The following is a 15,872-nucleotide window of genomic DNA, read 5'->3' on the forward strand; positions in this document are numbered from 1 at the left end:
TCCTTGTCGCCTGGCGGCTATTGGCTGTGTAGGGTGAAGTTGTGATTTATAGGCGTGGAATCAGTTGGGGCGGCCTTAAAACGAATATAAATGGTCTGGGCGCTTATGCTTGTCAAAAAAGCGCAACCATGCTGAAAACAGATGTCCGCAATGGACGAGGCATGTTCAATGAGCTTTCGTAACATAAGGTTCGGGGCAGGCCCACGTTGTTCTATGTCGCCTTTTCCAACAAAGACAACATCGCCTTAGTAGGCCAGATGCAATCCTTCATTCCCTTGACGTTACAGGGGCGCTCAGTCAGCCAGGCGCTGGTGCTGTAAGGCAACAGATCCTCCACAGAACTTCTGTCAAACCAAAGCCGGTTTTCCAGATCCTGCGTCATCTGATTCATCGTGCCTTGCACGGAGCGGTTACAAACGCTGTCGCACACTAACGGCGCCAGAAAGCGTTGCGCGTTCTCTAAAGCCTGCTCGCTGGCGCCCACCTTGAGCAGGGTATTCATGAACACATCGGTAAAGTGCCAATCCAGTCTGGCGAAATCCGCTTTCTTCAAGCTTGGCGCAAACAGCGGAAAGCGGGTGGCGTCATGCACGAACAACACGCATTGACGACGTTGCAGAATAATCAGGTTGGCGTGCCAACCGCTTAATGGGCTTTCCGTAGCAGTGCATTCCTGATTGGGAAGTGTGCCGCTTTCATTTAGCGGTAGCTTGGCGAGCAGTTTTTTCGTGCAGTGAAGTCGGATCATAACGTCTCCAGGGTGTTCTCGGCAGCGGCTTCTGCGTAGGGGATTTGGAGTTGGCCGGAGAGGAGTTTTGGGAGTAGAGTGTCTCTTAGTTTGCCTAGGTTGCTACTTTCTCTAGCCATAATCGACATTTTCTTAAAGTAAGGCTCACATTGCTTATCAAATATCATAAGTATTTGATCTTCTCTAGGTGCAACTAGGTAATAGCTATCGAAACATGCATTTTGTACTCTTTGGCGGCCTGAAGAACCAATCATATTTAAAATGCAATGTTGCCGAAATGGTTCATGCCGTGCCAATGCAGCAATGAATGGCATTTTAAAGGGGATACTTTCTCTCAACACGATAAACTCAGTTGAACCAAAGCCAGCCTCTCCCTCATCTAAGAAATCAACAATGCCTGTTTTCCCATTTTCCAAGCAGGGAGTAATCCTTGCTAATAACACGTCGTTATTCTCAAATTTTGCGCCTCCTGAAAACGCTTTTTCGATAATATCCTCAATAATGTAACCCGAGGTAGGTAGCGCTTTCATATCGGCGTACTTAGCAGTTTTTCCTTTTTTAATAGTAACCCTTGGGTTGATAGATAGAGCCCTACTTATGGGGATAACTTCCCACCCCTCCGGCACCCACCCCAACTCCTCATTAAACACAAAACTGCTGGGAAAGAGTTTCTGAATCTCCGCCGGCAGCGGCTGGCGCTGGTCGCCAAGGGCTGCGCGACGTTGGGCTTTGGCTTGCAGTTCCTCGGGGATGGGATGGCCGGCGGCGAGGGCGTTGTCGATGACCGGATCAAAATCCACAAACCAGCTTTTAAACAACGCCTGGGCCATGGATTCCAGGGTGGTGTTGATTTGGCGGTTTAGTTCGATTTGTTGTTCAAAGGCTTCTAATACTTGTCCAATTCTCCGCTGTGTTTTTACATTTGTAGTGGCCCATACTCTAAAGGGATAAACAGCATTTCTATTCAAGGACTTCTGAGCACTTCCAGAATTGAATTGATCAAACTTTATAAGTGAGAGTAAGTAATATATATAGCGCGGGTCATTCCCCTTGAAATCAGTTATATACAATGCAGTATTTAGTGGCCAATAATCTACTTCGCAATAACTTACGACCCCCATGGAATTGCCACTTCTACCGATTACTACTCCTGGCCCGATACACCTTGGGGTGTCATGATGTCCTGTAAGTCCTGAAGACCCCATGACAGGAATATTCCCTCTCCTTCTATCCTGGGATGGAAGGTCATGCCCCCTTTGTAGGGTAATTAGTTCACCCAAAGGGATATGTTTCCAGTCACTCACCATAACCCAATCCTCTCAGATTCTGCTTAATCACAGAATCCAGCTTTTCCGATTCCGCCATCTGCCGATATAGGGTTTGGGTTAACTTCCGCATTTTCTCTTCAAATACTTCGCCATCATCTTCCACTTCGGCGGCGCCCACATAGCGGCCCGGCGTCAACACATAGTCGTTGGCTTTGATCTCTTCTAACCTGGCGGATTTGCAGAAGCCGGGGACATCTTCATAAATGCCATCTTTGGCCTCCCCACGCCAGGCGTGATAAGTGCGGGCGATTTCGGCGATGTCCTCTTCAGTGAGGTCTTTATGGACCCGGCTGATCATGGAGCCCATATTGCGGGCGTCGATAAACAGGGTTTCGCCCTGGCGATTGCGGAAGGGTTCCCGTTCATCGTGGAAGTGCTGTTCTTTTTTGTTCTTGGTCAGGAACCAGAGACACACCGGAATCTGAGTGGTGTAGAACAGTTGGCCGGGCAAGGCGATCATGCAATCCACCAGATCGTTTTCGATCATCTTTTTGCGGATTTCCCCTTCACCCTTGGTGTTGGTGCTCATGGAGCCGTTCGCCAGCACAAAACCGGCGACGCCGTTTTCGGATAATTTGCTGACCATGTGCAGAATCCAGCCAAAGTTGGCGTTACCGGTGGGCGGCGCATCATAGCCGGACCAGCGCGGGTCGTTGGTCAGCTCATCAGGGCCGCGCCACTCTTTCAAGTTGAACGGAGGGTTCGCCATGATAAAGTCGGCTTTCAGATCTGGGTGCTGGTCTTTAAAGAACGTATCGGCGGGGACTTCCCCCAGGTTGGCGGAGATCCCGCGAATCGCCAAGTTCATTTTGGCCAGCTTATAGGTGGTGCCGGTCTGCTCCTGGCCGTAGATGGAAATGTCCTTTTTATTGCCCCGGTGGCTCTCCACAAACTTCACCGACTGCACAAACATGCCTCCGGAACCGCACCACCCGTAACATTCACTACTAGTGACATAGGCTGAAGCCCTTTATTTCTCTGCATTTGAGGTGTCTCTTAATGTGTCCATAGGTTACTTCTGAAACTGGTGACATAACTAGTTTTTTGTCACCAGTATGATTGAGAATCTATTTAGTAATTTAATTGCCGATCAAATACAGCTCTGGACGGCTTATGCTAATCCACATGTCCCATCATCCCATCGACATCCGTAGATTTAATATATCGTGCAGGATTATCTCTCCCTTGCGAAATTTCGTCGAAATGCTTTTCACTACATTTAATCTTTGCTCCTTCAAGGTGACGCAGATCATCCCACCATGTGCTGCCTTTGGTCTCGACAACGAAGTAGAGTTTTTCTTCGCCATTATCTTCAACAACTACTGCCCAGTCGGGGTTGTAGGTGCCTAGTGGCGTGGGTACTTTGAACCATGCTGGTAACTTGGCGTAAACCTTAACCTTCTCATTCTTTTCCAAGTCCTCGGCAAATGTTTTCTCCACACCACCTGAGTCATAAACAACGTGGGTGTAAACAGATTTTTGTGTTTCCAAGGTGTTCTTCAGGTAGCCTTTCAGTTCTTCTTGCTTGAAAAGCTCTTGAGCATAGAAGTGATCTTCACCGATTTTTGTATATCGAATGCCGTCTACCAAAGCCAAGCGCTTGGTGCGGTTTATCGCTTCAGAGCAATAGTCCATAAATTGTTGCGGGTTGCGGGTAAAGTCTTGAAGTCTTCGGCTATCGCGCAGTATCTGCACGATACTTTTGCGTGTTAGCTGGGTTTTATCCTGTAGGTCAGTGATGATGTCTGGCAACTCGATATCATTTTCATGAATCGTAGTGAAGCCAGATGCCGACGTTTCACCTGCTGTGACACCGCCTTTACCAATAGCAATATCAGCCTTTCGGAATTGTGCACGAGTTTTGGTAATTGGAGGGCATGCACGAATGGCTTCCGCACAATCGTTGATAAGTTTGAGGTTATCAAAATCTACGCGGTAGGTGGTTTTGTATTTAATGCGATCCCAAAGCGCCTTGAATTCATCAGATTCCAGCACGGCTTCCCGAGTGCGAATAATCTTACGATCATCGGCATTTTTAATATCGAGCTTGCCAGCCAGTTTACGCAATACGCCTTGAATATCAGACGCGACTATTCCAGCCTGTGCCTCACCATGCGCTCCAACCAGCTCTTGCTTAATTTCTTCTGGCAGTTCAAAAGTGCCATCTTTCAATGCTGCTCTGAGAGTATCCTGAACCTTACCTTTGGCATCAACGAAGTTCTCGTCTTTTAAGAACTGCCAGACCTTTTTAGATTGATCAAAGCCAAGCGCTTGCGGCTCTCCTGTATCGGATACCACTTTAATATCGGCAAATTGGTGCTCTTCAACAATGCCGAACCTTATGCCTGTATCTTGCTCGATTTCTTTTTGCAGATTTTCAGCAAACTTCTCATAGTTCTCTGTAGCGATTACGGTTAGCGTGTTTATCTCATTGCCCCGCAAGCGCATACCATTTTGGTCTACACACAAGCGCAATCCACGACCAAGTGTCTGGCGTCTTTCTCGCTCGCTGCCCATATCACGCAAGGTGCATATCTGAAATACATTAGGATTGTCCCAACCTTCTTTCAGCGCTGAATGAGAGAATATGAACTTCAGCTTGGTGTCAAAACTAAGCAGTTTCTCTTTATCTTTCATAATCAAGCTATAGGCACGTTCTGCATTGTCTCGACCTGCTTGGTTATTTTCTGCTGTTTCGACCGACTTGCCTTTTTTGTCGATAGAGAAGTATCCGTTGTGAACCTCAGAGGCTTCAGTATCCAGATCAATCTCTTTAAACAGACTTTGATAGTCTGCCGACTTCGCTAGCTTGCGATACTCTTCCTCGAACATCTTCGCATACTTACCAAGGACAACATTGCCGTCTCCATCATATTGACGGTAATGCTCAACACTATCGATAAAGAAAAGGCTCAATACTTTGATAGGCTGCTTATTAGCGGCAAAGGTTAGCTCTTTATCAAAATGCTCTTTGATCGTGCGGCGGATCATAAGACGCTTTATTTCATCGGGGTCTACGCCACCAATGGCTTCACCCACTTTGAGGGTTTGATCAAAGCCATCACCTTTGATCTCAATAGACTCGTTGCCCTTGCCGCAAGTAATCGTGCCGATTTGCATGTTCTCGTATATTGCACGATTGGTGATTTGCTCAAGGTCATCGCCATCCTCAACAGTTAAGAATTCACGTTTGATATTTTTGCCACGCTGCACGTCTATTTCAACCTTAGCGGTGATTGAGCCTTTCTTATTGCTGGTCGATTCCAAGCGGATATAAGGCTTGTTATTACCGCTATCAATTTGCAATGACGCGACCTCGATTTGTTTTACCAAGCCACGCTCATAGGCATCCACCGCATCAAGGCGAAAGGCCATATGGTGTTTATCGACATGGGTGGCAGAGTAACGCAGGGTACAAAGCGGGTTCATTGCCGTAAGGGCTTCCTTCCCTTTACCCGTTAATCCACCATCGACGCTCTGAGGCTCATCAACGATAATAATTGGATTGGTAGCGCGAACCAGATCAATGGGCTTCTCGCCACCTGTATTCTCGTTCTCTTTATAGAGGTTGTTTACATCCTTTTTGTTAATGGCACCAACCGTCGTGACCATAATTTGGATGTTAGAACTTGTAGCAAAGTTACGCACCTGCCCAAGCTTCTTAGAGTCATAGAGGAAATATTCATAGCCTTTGGCTTTGGGATACAAGCCTTCAAAGTGCTCTTGGGTGATTTGCAATGTTTTATAGGTGCCTTCTTTAATAGCAACGGATGGCACAACAATCACGAATTTGGTGAAACCGTAATTTTTATTCAGCTCGAATATTGTGCGCAAATACACATAGGTTTTACCCGTTCCCGTTTCCATCTCAACGGTAAAATCACCACTAGCGAGCTTTTCTGAGGGGCGCAAGCCATTCGTTAACTGAGTCTTGCGCAGATTTTCTTCGATCTCTTCGTCTACCAATAAGAGCCTGTTACCAATACCAAGCTGGCTCTCTTCCATGCCCAATGAAAAGTTAGGGCTAGAGTCTGGCTGAAAGGTCACTGTGAACTCAGAACGCGATATTTCCTGCCCTTTAAACAAGTTCACGACTGAATCAATCGCAGCCTTCTGGTAATCGAGATCATCTTCAAAATGCAGCTTCATAAGTGCTCTCCCTATAAGCTGCGAACATGGGTAATGCCATTTTGCTCTAAAATGGCGGCCATGTTGGTTTTTGAAACATCGTCTCGGAAGGCACTATCACGGAAAAATACATGTGTGTCAGAGCTTGGCGCAAGCTCGCCATACCAAGCGATAATGGCTTGTGCAATGTTTTCGACTTGATCCTTTGTAATCGATTCATCCAAGCAGGCGAAGAGAACGCCATAGCCGATGCTATAGATATTTTTACCAGAAACTTCACGGCTTTCGATAGGTACGGCGAGATCAACGCCACGCTTAAGCAGCAATTCATAAAGAACATCCTGTTCGGTGCGACCTTCAATAAGATGCTCCTCATGAGAAAGAAGGCTTTCTTCTAGGTCTGTTTTATCTGGATTCCATAAACGAAGATTCGAATTTGATAGTTTGAAGACTTTGAAACCGCTATCTAAATTCGGGGCAGTTAAAGTTTGCTGATTGACCGCCCCTCGTATACGAGCGAGTCCAACATCGAATATAGTTTTGAAGCCAGCTTTGTAAGCAGCAGTTTCAACCTTTTTTCCAGTCTCATCAGACTTAATAGTGCTTTCTGGTAACTGAACACCAATAAATCTACGATTGCCTCCATCCTCATTATTGAGATCAATTGCGGCATGGGCAGTTGTTCCCGAACCAGAGAAGAAGTCTAGGATAGTAAAATCGTTACCTGAAATCATTTTTGCAAGATATTTTACTAATGCTAGAGGCTTAGGATAATCATCAAAAACCGCTCCCGTTTTCTCAATTTCACCTGCCGCTCTTTGTGGTCCGCCAAGACCATTCAGAGAAGAAATCACATGACTTGGCTCACCTCTTTTCTTGACAGCCTCTATAGCTCCAGAAGCTATAATCTCGAACTCCGTTAATTGGCCTTTTGAATCCTTAATTGGCTCACAGTTATTTTTTATAAAATTGAGCAAAAGATCCTTAGAGCTCCAACCACTATAAACCTCAACCTCATTTTCGAGCTTACCATCTTTTACCTCAACACTATCTATATAGTGAGGCCAAGCGCTTTCTCTTTTACCTAAAACACCCGCCTCGAACGAGCAAGGGAAACCACGAGGAAGAATCACCTTACTTGGCGGATTCTTCGGCCCGTTTTTTACAATTGTATTCCTTATCTCTGGACGAAATATCTTGCTATCTTCCGGCGTATTCGGATCAACAACTAGCGGATGTGGAAACTTTTCTTCATTTTTTGCATACGCCAAAATATATTCATGGCAATACTTAAATTTCGCTTGATTATCAAAATTCCCATCCGTTCTCCATGAGAACTGACAAAGCAAATTTTCTTCACCAAAAACATCATCGCAAAGCGCTCTCAGATTACCTATTTCCTTTTCATTTATGGATATAAAAATTGCGCCATCATCCTTTAACAATGACCGAGCAAGCTTTAATCGAGGGTACATCATAGAAAGCCAATTGGAATGCTTCCTTCCAGATCTATCTCTACCGCTTTTGCTAACCGTCCACTCATCAGAAGCCGTCTTTTGACCTGTATAAAAAAGATATGAATCTAAGCCTTCGGTAAAGTTATCTGGATAAATAAATTCTTTACCTGTGTTATAGGGCGGATCGATATAGATCATCTTGATTTTGTTGGCATAGCTCTTCTGCAAGAGCTTAAGAACCTCAAGATTATCGCCTTCGATGAAGAGATTTTGGGTATTTTCCCAATCCACACTCTCATCTGGACATGGAAGCAATGTGCCTGTCGAAGGCGTTAGCGCAATCTGGCGTGCTTTCTTTTTCCCGTGCCAGTTGAGGCCGTACTTCTCTTCGCCTTCATCCAGAACGGATGCATCACCCAGCAACTGGCGAAGAGTATCAAAGTTCACGCCGCCTTCTGAAAACGCATCGGGAAACAGCTCTTTCAGTTTTGAAATATTCTCAGATACGATATCGGCGCTTTGGCCGTCGTCTAACTCAACTTTTTTCATTTCGCTTCCCATTATGAACCTTCAATATTTTTTCTAAAGACTGCCTTTGATCTTGGCAATCTCATCATTAATCTTTTTAATTTGAGTATTCAGCTCAACCTGCTTACCCATCTGTTTTATTTTTTTCAGCTTGTTCGATATTTCCGAGCGTTGTGCTTCTAGCCTTTCCAACTCTCGCAACCTATCTAACCGCAAGGTGCTGGACGCTTTTTCATTTAGGTGGCCAGTCTTCTCAAGAGAAAAATCACCACTATACTCAGCACACTTAATGGCTACTAACCTCTCTATCAAAGCCTGATAAAACGCGAAGAAATTAGTGAACGGTAGATTGTTTATTTTGAGGCTTTCAAAGAAACTCATCTCCGCCGTGCGTACTGAGTCCAAATTGATCCAATACGAATATATGCTGTCTTCTATAACCCATTTTTCTTTGTCGGCCTGATTAATGCGCTTATCGGCCAGCACTAGCGATAGGCTTTGTGCTCCGTCTTTTTCACAGGTAAAAAGAATTACGAGCGGGTATGGAATCGCGCGATTGATAAAATGCGCTATCCGTCTGTATATGTTTTTGTTACTTACAGCGTTTGATAGCTCGACATGTAAAATGGCTATTTCGGGGTATTCACGCTCACTATCTTTGTACGGCGCTATATTGATCGTGTTTGGCTTTAGGGTGTAGAGCCAGCGTATTTTTTCAACATCGTCTTTCAGAGCCTTTTTGTCTTTGGCGTCAAGGTCGGCGTGCTCCTGAAACATCTTTTTGAACAGGGGTTTATTGAGCACACAGCTATTGGGCACGTTCAAGCCTTCCAGGAAGATTTCGAATTGTGGCATGCCTAATCCCAGTTCAGGCATGGCCGTCTCCTTCGCTAGCAGCTGTCATTATCAGGTATGACACCACCATAAAGTCTTCAATACCCTGACTGGAGGTGGCGGTCAGTACGGTACCACCTTTGGTGAACAGGCTTTCAATGCCTTTTTCTTCGCTTTTGCCCGCAATGCTGTCAACGGCAACGGCCAGTAGATGCTGGAAGTGGTTCATATCGCGCCCGTGACGTGTCATGCGGGTAACTTCGGTAATGGCCAGTTGATCGGGCGCTTTGCGCTTAAAGGCTTCACGTTTGAGTAGGTCGAGTATTTTTTTATTTTGGGTGAAGTTCAGTTCAACCACCGTGCTACCTTCGCTATCACCGGTCACGTATATCAGGAAGTACGGTGCCAGCGGGTAGTTGTCATCCACCTGAACCGCTTCTTTACCGCTGCGGATATTCTTCAGGCAGAAGATGACGCCCGGTTTGATGCCTTCGGCGGCCAGATCTTCGTCAATACTGACGGCGGCATACAGCCCCAGCGGTGCTTGCTCCAGCATTGCGAGACGGGCCTTGTCGTTCATATAGCCTGACAGATCCATGCGGAAGTCATTGAGGGTCAGGTCGGTAATGGATACACCGCCGCTCATGTCCTCCAGATCGACGACCGCGTCTTTGAGTTGTTGTAGCTGTCTGCGCCGGTATTCAAGGTCATTCATGTCTTTGGCGCTTTCATCGATGACGTTTTCTTCACCCGTGGCGGATATATCCAGCAAGACCATGCGCCCGGAGACACGCGCTTCCAGGTTGATATATTCATCCAGCTCCATGTTGGGCCAGAAGTTGATGAGCTGGATTTGCGTGTTTTTACTGCCAAGACGGTCGATACGGCCAAAACGCTGAATGATGCGTACCGGGTTCCAGTGAATGTCGTAGTTGATGAGCGTATCGCAATCCTGCAGGTTCTGACCCTCACTGATGCAGTCGGTGGCTATCAGTAAATCCAATTCGGTCGTGGCGTTTGGGTCTACTTTGCTGCGCTCTTTGGATACCGGCGAGAAGGCGGTCAGAATATTGTTGAGGTCAGAGCCTAAGCCCGTAATAGTGGTTTTATTGGTACCGCCGCCCGTCACCAATGCACTGTGAATGCCCAGTTCGGAATGCGCCCATTGCGCCAGATTGGAATACAGGTATTGGGCCGTGTCGGCGAACGCGGTAAACACGATCACCTTTTTATTGCCGGGATTTAGCGGGTTAGCCACCTTGCTGGCGATGGTCTGTTTAAGCTGCTCCAGTTTTGCATCACGGCCTGCATTCACACTTTGTGCGGTGTTGGCAATGTGAGTCAGGAACTCGCGGTCGGCTTCCAGCTCCTGGCGGAAGCGGATGAGATCCATATCCTGTAGTAACACTTTGGTTTTGTTACCCACCATGTAACTTTCCAGCTCGGTGGACTCCAGCTCAAAGTCGTGGATATCCTCGATATTCAGCTCGGTCAGTTCTTCTGATTCGTGGGCATCAATTTTGGCCAGCAGTCGGTCGACCTGCTGAGCAAGCTTTGTGGCCGTCAGCGTGAACGAGTGAATGGAGCTTTCCATACGCTTGAGCAAATTGACGCGCATGAGGTGAATCAGGCTTTCTTCACGGTCAACCTGTTTGAACACCCCTTTGCCTGCACCGACGGCTTTATCGTAACGACGGGCGTATTCGGCTTTTTTAGCATCTCGCACGAATTTCAGCGGAGAATAACCCGCCAAGGATAGCCGCCGGATGGTTTTGTTGACGTCTTTTAAGGGCGGAAACTCGCCGGAGGCGTCGATGTCGGCATAGATGTTTTTCGGTGGCAAGCGAGTCGGGAAGCGGCCGATGTCTTCGGTGCCGTAGTACTTTTCTATGTGTTTGCGGGAACGGGCAATGGTAACGATATCGAGCAGTTTGAAGTAGTCAAAGCTCATAATGTCGAGCAAAGCCGCCGTGGTACGCTTTTCGACCGGTTCACTGACCCACTGGTTAAATTGCTTCTGGGCAAGTCGCAGGGTGGATTCAATATTTTTGATGCCCTTTTCGGCAAAGGCATCATCCCGACCTTCAGTAATGAAGGCGACCTGGTTTTTCAAATCATTCATGCGATTGTTGACCGGCGTTGCTGACAACATCAGTACCTTGGTTTTGACACCTGAGCGAATAATGTCGTTCATCAGTCGCTCGTAGCGGCTTTTACCTTCCGCCTTGCTCGGCGTGTTACGGAAGTTGTGGGATTCGTCGATAACCACCAGGTCGTAGTTGGCCCAATTTAGTGTCTCTAGATTGATTTCGCCCGAGTAGCCTTTCGGTCGAGTCAGATCAGTATGGTTCAGTACGTCGTAATTAAAGCGGTCAGCTGCGAGCAGGTTGCGCTTGTCATTGACCGTGTACATGGTCCAGTTGTCACGAAGCTTTTTCGGGCATATAACAAGCACCCGATCGTTACGCAGTTCGTAGTATTTGATCACAGCCAGGGCTTCAAAGGTTTTACCCAAACCCACGCTGTCGGCAATGATGCAGCCGTTGTGCTTTTCGAGCTTGTCTATTGCACCCAGCACACCGTCTTTCTGGAATTTGTAGAGTTTGTTCCAGACCAGGGTATCTTTAAAGCCGGTTTTATTGCGGATGATATTGTCTTCGTCGATGTCTTCGAGGAAGTCTTTGAACAGATAAAATAGCGTCAGGAAATAAATAAAACTGGCCGGTTGATCGGCGGCGATGGCATCCAATCTGGCGATGAGGTCATTCTTAATATCACGAAGACTCTGTGCATCAGCCCAGACATTATCAAACCATGTCAGAAGCTGCCGGGTGCTCTTTGGATCTGACAAGCCCATGTTCATGTGCAGTGAGTCGGAGCGCACGTCGCCGAGCCCGGTTGGGCTGAGCGTGGCACTGCCGCTGATGGCAAAACTTTGCTCGGACGACCCCAGATGAATAATGTTCTGCCCGGGCTGAGGCCGCACACTGGCTTTCACTTCAGCCTTGTTTGCCAGCCATTGCGAGAACTCGCTGGCGATGCGTTTTTGTTGCAGCTGGTTCAGCAGGCGAACGTCTGATTCAGAGCCGACTAGCTTCTGCAGATTGAGCGAATCCCATTCGCTAAAAATGATCCTTGCCGAATCCAGCTGCTTCAGCTCGTGCTTCAGCGAGGCAAAACCGTATAAGGTAAACAGGCTCGACAGAACTGAAAGCCTGGAGCCAGAAAAGGTGTGTTTTTTCAGTTCGATACCAACGTGGCCGCTGGTTTTGTTATCCAGTAACACCCCGAAATTCCCTATTATTGTCTGTCATTCTTTTGTTCTTCTATCCACTTTTCGATGTCTTCACGTTTGAAGCGCCAGGATGTGCCCACTTTGAAGGCAGGTATTTTCGCTGACGTTGCCATACGGTAAACAGTTCGCTCGTTGAGCTTGAGGTACGACGCGACATCCTTGACGGTCATTATTGGCTCACTCATATTGTTGTCCGCAGTTAGAATAGGGTTTTATCTATCTGTCAGAATAGTACAAGAATGTCGCATTTTGGACAATTTTATCACCAAATGACTAACCTTTCGGCGCATTCGACAATGGTAATTAAAACGTTTGGGACTACCCCTGCAAAAAATTATGTAAAGCAATTATTGGGTTGGAACATTAAATATTTCTCTATTCGACTAACCCCGTGAAATACAGCCCGATATAATCAACCCATTATGCTTACACTTCCCCGTTGTTTGCGGAAAGCCCCTGTCCTGAGATCCATTAACTTAATATACTGATAAAAATAACTATGCTGATTGAGTAATTCCTGTGGAGAATAAAACTACAAAAAATTTGGATAAGTGCTAAAAAGATTTTTTAAAACAGTCTATTACGGAAGGCATATAAATATATCGAGCTTGATAACGTGCTATAGGGTAAATCAGTCTTTGCATACATTCGCAAAACCTTTAACCTGGAAAAATGACCCAAACCAACGTCTCATTGAACCCGCGACATTACCACTCCCAGTCTTCAGTAAGGTATTTGTACATCTCATTTACATAGGAAATAAGATAATCGCGTACTAGTTCTGTTCCACGTTCATCGTCAGGAACGTGAGTGGCTAGCCAATTTTCACCGCCAGAGAAGAGAATCTGATCTCGCCCATGCTCATTCGCTAGATCAATCTGAAAAGCATTCCCATTCCAAACTATTGCCTGCTTCCCCTGAGAAAGCTCTATTAGTAACTCCAAGGACAAAGAATGTAACAGAGATTTTGCCTGCCATAGCCTATCATTCATAGCGTTACACTTATCAAAATGAGTATTATAGTCCGTGGATCAATAAGCATCAAAAAGTGATAGTCCTGTCTTTTAAGCAGGGCTTTCATGAAAGACGCTCGTTTAGTCGCTTTCGGCCAGAAAATAAGAGAAATCAGAAAATCCAAAGGCCTATCGCAAGAAGCCCTCGCTGATATTGCTGGCGTGGATAGAAGCTATATGGGCCACATTGAACGTGGCGAGAAAAACATCACTTTGACTAAAATTTATCAGATTGCCGAAGCGTTAAACGTGGCCGCCTCTAAGCTCCTATAAAAGTGAGTACTAGTGATCCTGGCAAAAACTCAATGAATCCAGGGTTTTCTCCCGAATGACAGTATCAATTCTCAGGCACTAGGTTGTGCGCGACAGAAAGCGGATATCGCTTTCCGGTAATTGTGCCTTGAGCCGCTGGTTCTCTAGCGTAAGTTCCAGAATTCGCGACTGGGCATCCAGCAGCTGACCAAGAGCTTTGTCCCTTTGTTCTTCAAGAGCCTTAAGTTTTCCCCGCAAATCTCTGTTACTCGACCTTTGTGCAAGCATCATCTGCCTGGGAGACCTCTGCGTCGCCTCTTCCTTATGCGTTTCGATCCACCCCTGAATCTCCGCAACCAGCTCTGGAAAACGCGCCCTGCGAAGCGCAGAAGGGGCAACTCCTGCCTCTTTGGCTACATTGTTCTGACTGAGGGGGGTTCCCCTTGGCAGTATATCTGGCTTACCCGCTTTGAGACGTTTGAAGGCATCCCTGAACTTCAGCTCTGCCTTACTAATTTTTCTTGGATCAACTGTTTTCGAAGACATAGATTGCTCGCTCTGCGGATTCTAACTGCGATTGTAATGACAGATACAAAGGGGAATCTGGCGCGGCGTCACTTATCTGAATGGTAATAACGTTTTTAAGCTGCTTAATCATTGGTAGTTTGGCTTTATCCAACAATGCCGATGCGCATGGGGTGTTACCACCAAATCCCATACAAGAACTGATATTGCTGATCCCTCCCAGGGGACAAGGCGGGCCTGAATTGGCGCAACCACCAAGGAATGTTTGACGGTAACTGATCTGTCCTGCTTTTGCGGCCTTGAGCAACTGCTCATGGTCTTTCTCCGATATTTCAGAGAGGATCTGTTGCTTGCGCTTCTCGCCGTGTGGTGAAACATACTGATCAGATTGGAGAGCTTTAAACTCCCGCACCATTGATTGATACATCTCACGCAAATAATAGGCACGAGCTTCGTCATTCAGCGGTTCTTTGAGTCGGTAGTAGTTTTTCCCGTAGTATTGGCTCATGGCGCGTGAGGCGTGTTTCAGCTGGTACTGAAGTGACGCTTCAGTCACCAATCCACTGGCGAGCATGTTGACAGCACCTGTGCGTCGTAATTGATGCCAGGCAAGGGGCCAGACTTTACCTACGGCAAACTTCTCTGGATCAAGGCCAAATGTCATTCTGTTGGCCATTTCCAGATCGGCTTTGGTAATCGTCAGCTCCTTATCATCAAAGAGTTTTGGCCACATGTTTTTGGCTATGTCGCCGTAAGACCGAATCTTCTTGTACTTTTTGGTTGATTGAGATTTAGGCGCTTTGGGGCTCCATGGTTCATGCTGAAGAGATTGAAGAACTGGGTTCTCGACATCTTCCTTTGACAAACTTATATATGGATTCTCCTTAGCTGGTTTTAACCGAAGAATGACAACAGCTCGCAATGCTTTCAGCGCAAACTCGACTGTAGGGGAAACTATCCAGCGAGCATCTGAATCTTCGATAGTTTTGGTTGTGACGCCTTTCAGAGTATGAATTTCATCACCCAGTGGGTCGCGCTCAACCTCGTAGCAGTTTGCTCGCAGCCTTGCGCCTTCATCGATACGCATCAATGAAAAATTCAATAAGTAGGCCAAGCCGACATTGCTTATCAGTGTCAAGTAGCTAGAAAGTGCTCTTATTCCAGAATTCTCATCAAACAATACCCAGCGGTCTAATAATTCAGATATGCCGTATTCATCGGCTGTATCCTGAAATGATCCGTAGAATACCTTTCCTGATCGACTTTCTCCCTTTACTCGTGATGTTACAAACGGCCCGTCAAAACGAAGCCCGCCAAATGCATTTGATAAATTTCCACCTGCATTTCTGGCATAGGCTGACAAACAAAAATCGTAACAGGCCTCTATTTTTTCTTGGTGTAACAGAAAGTCATCCAAGCATTCGCGAAGACGTGAAACCTGATAACTCCATATCCTGGCTGGTATATAAACTGTCTGAGTTGAATCAGTAGTTGTTAATACGCTGCTAAGAAGTTTAATTCCACTTTCGTCGATTATGGAGAACCCCAAACTCTCTCGTGCGATGAATAATGAATGAAGGCATTCAATCAGGCGATTTGCGCGTTGCTTATAATAGTCGGCGAGTTTCTCAATGACCTTTGGATACCTATAGAGTTCAGTAGCCAGAATACCGGCATCTGTACATGCCACAAACAGGGGTTTTATCGTCTCAAACTTATATACTAGTGCTTTAGCAGAGCGTATAGTCGCTTCGCCCCAAAGCC

General features: G+C 46.4%; 10 protein-coding genes and 1 pseudogene. 1 reads left to right on the forward strand and 10 read right to left on the reverse strand.

Going from position 1 to position 15,872, the window contains the following annotated elements; all coding sequences use genetic code 11:
• Nucleotides 1-211: 211 nt before the first annotated feature.
• The 8 genes and pseudogenes from O5O45_RS31515 to mads1 all read right to left on the reverse strand — a co-directional run bounded on the left by O5O45_RS31515 (nucleotide 212) and on the right by mads1 (nucleotide 12,503).
• Nucleotides 212-748: a DUF6933 domain-containing protein gene (locus O5O45_RS31515; protein WP_305903201.1), complete on the reverse strand. Its 537-nt coding sequence runs from the start codon at nucleotides 746-748 to the stop codon at nucleotides 212-214.
• Complete coding sequence (locus O5O45_RS31520; RefSeq protein ID WP_305903202.1) at nucleotides 745-2,055, reverse strand: restriction endonuclease subunit S; 1,311 nt, start codon at nucleotides 2,053-2,055, stop codon at nucleotides 745-747. The genes O5O45_RS31515 and O5O45_RS31520 overlap by 4 nt, the downstream gene beginning before the upstream one ends.
• Nucleotides 2,045-2,992: pseudogene (locus tag O5O45_RS31525) on the reverse strand (N-6 DNA methylase); the annotation flags it as partial. The pseudogene O5O45_RS31525 and the gene O5O45_RS31520, both read right to left, overlap by 11 nt.
• 200 nt (nucleotides 2,993-3,192) lie before the next feature.
• Nucleotides 3,193-6,225, reverse strand: a complete 3,033-nt coding sequence (locus tag O5O45_RS31530; protein ID WP_305903203.1) for a type III restriction-modification system endonuclease — start codon at nucleotides 6,223-6,225, stop codon at nucleotides 3,193-3,195.
• A gap of 11 nt (nucleotides 6,226-6,236) precedes the next feature.
• A complete protein-coding gene (locus O5O45_RS31535) occupies nucleotides 6,237-8,210 on the reverse strand; it encodes a site-specific DNA-methyltransferase (protein ID WP_305903204.1) in 1,974 nt (657 codons plus the stop codon).
• A 33-nt stretch (nucleotides 8,211-8,243) separates the two neighbouring features.
• Nucleotides 8,244-9,065 carry a DUF4391 domain-containing protein gene (locus O5O45_RS31540; RefSeq protein WP_305903205.1) on the reverse strand — a complete coding sequence of 274 codons (822 nt, stop codon included), beginning with the start codon at nucleotides 9,063-9,065 and terminating at the stop codon, nucleotides 8,244-8,246.
• A complete protein-coding gene (locus O5O45_RS31545; protein WP_305903206.1) occupies nucleotides 9,058-12,309 on the reverse strand; it encodes a helicase-related protein in 3,252 nt (1,083 codons plus the stop codon). The genes O5O45_RS31540 and O5O45_RS31545 overlap by 8 nt, the downstream gene beginning before the upstream one ends.
• Before the next feature lie 14 nt (nucleotides 12,310-12,323).
• A complete protein-coding gene (gene mads1 / locus O5O45_RS31550) occupies nucleotides 12,324-12,503 on the reverse strand; it encodes a methylation-associated defense system helix-turn-helix domain-containing protein MAD1 (protein ID WP_305903207.1) in 180 nt (59 codons plus the stop codon).
• A gap of 894 nt (nucleotides 12,504-13,397) precedes the next feature.
• Here mads1 and O5O45_RS31555 point away from each other — a divergent pair.
• Nucleotides 13,398-13,604, forward strand: coding sequence for a helix-turn-helix domain-containing protein (locus tag O5O45_RS31555; RefSeq protein ID WP_305903208.1), 207 nt, complete (start codon nucleotides 13,398-13,400; stop codon nucleotides 13,602-13,604).
• A 78-nt stretch (nucleotides 13,605-13,682) separates the two neighbouring features.
• Here O5O45_RS31555 and O5O45_RS31560 read toward each other — a convergent pair whose 3' ends face one another.
• Nucleotides 13,683-14,129, reverse strand: a complete 447-nt coding sequence (locus O5O45_RS31560) for a hypothetical protein (RefSeq protein WP_305903209.1) — start codon at nucleotides 14,127-14,129, stop codon at nucleotides 13,683-13,685.
• Complete coding sequence (locus tag O5O45_RS31565) at nucleotides 14,110-15,798, reverse strand: hypothetical protein (RefSeq protein ID WP_305903210.1); 1,689 nt, start codon at nucleotides 15,796-15,798, stop codon at nucleotides 14,110-14,112. The genes O5O45_RS31560 and O5O45_RS31565 overlap by 20 nt, the downstream gene beginning before the upstream one ends.
• Nucleotides 15,799-15,872 lie beyond the last annotated feature (74 nt).

It is taken from the genome of Hahella sp. HNIBRBA332 (assembly GCF_030719035.1).
Taxonomy (GTDB): Bacteria; Pseudomonadota; Gammaproteobacteria; order Pseudomonadales; family Oleiphilaceae; genus Hahella.